This window comes from Leptolyngbya cf. ectocarpi LEGE 11479 (genome assembly GCF_015207065.1).
GTDB classification, from domain to species: Bacteria; Cyanobacteriota; Cyanobacteriia; order Phormidesmidales; family Phormidesmidaceae; genus Leptothoe; species Leptothoe ectocarpi.
This window is the reverse complement of sequence record NZ_JADEXP010000647.1, coordinates 1-1,107: the sequence shown is the minus strand read 5'-3', so window position 1 is coordinate 1,107 and position 1,107 is coordinate 1. Positions and strand designations below refer to the sequence as shown.

At 54.1% G+C, this 1,107-nt stretch carries 1 protein-coding gene; it reads left to right on the top strand.

All coding sequences use genetic code 11. From position 1 onward, the window contains the following. On the top strand, positions 1 to 1,107 hold a 1,107-nt coding region (gene lysS / locus IQ260_RS30720; RefSeq protein ID WP_193996823.1), incomplete at both ends, for a lysine--tRNA ligase.

Sequence of the window (1,107 nt, the reverse complement as noted above, 5' to 3'; positions counted from 1 at the left end):
CGTTTACCCCCCTCAAGCAGCTGACGGATGTGGGGGATTTTCTGGGGGTTAAGGGCACCATCAAGCGCACTGACAAAGGTGAGCTATCGGTCAAAGTCAGTGCCTATGCCATACTGACCAAGGCGCTGCTGCCCTTGCCCGATAAGTGGCACGGTCTTACCGATGTGGCCAAGCGCTACCGTCAGCGCTATGTGGATCTAATCGTCAATCCTGAGGTCAGGGACACCTTTCGGAAGCGGGCGCAGATCACCACATCAATCCGCCGCTACCTTGACCAGCAAAACTTTATTGAGATTGAAACCCCGGTTTTACAAACTGAACCCGGTGGAGCCGATGCGCGCCCATTTGTCACCTACCACAACACCCTGGACATGCAGCTGTATCTGCGCATTGCCACGGAGCTGCACCTAAAACGGCTGATTGTGGGAGGCTTTGAGCGCGTATTTGAAATGGGCCGCATTTTTCGGAATGAAGGCATTTCTACGCGTCACAATCCAGAGTTTACCTCCATTGAGCTATACCAAGCCTACGCTGACTATCACGACATGATGGATATTACCGAGGCCCTGATTGTTAATGCGGCAGAGGAGGTCCTCGGCACCACTGCGATCAGCTATCAGGGGGATGCCATTGATCTGGGCACCCCTTGGAAACGCGTCACCATGCACGATGCCGTGGAGGAAAGGACGGGGGTAAACTTTGCTGAGTTTACTGAGCTAGATGCGGCAAAAGCAGCTGCAAAAGAGGCTGGGCTCCATGGCATTGATGATTGCCTCACCATCGGCCATATCCTCAATCAGGCCTTTGAACAGGTGGTAGAGCCAACGCTAATCCAGCCGACGTTTGTGACCGATTATCCAGTGGAAATTTCTCCCCTGGCCAAGCCCCATCGAGACAAGCCTGGGTTAGTGGAGCGCTTCGAGCTGTTTATCGTGGGTCGAGAAACGGCCAATAGTTTCTCTGAACTTACGGATCCTGTCGATCAGCGCCAGCGCCTAGAGGCCCAAGCGGCTAAAAAAGCAGCTGGGGATCTCGAAGCCCATAGCTTAGACGAAGACTTTGTCACCGCTTTGGAATATGGCATGCCGCCTACGGGGGGGATGGGGA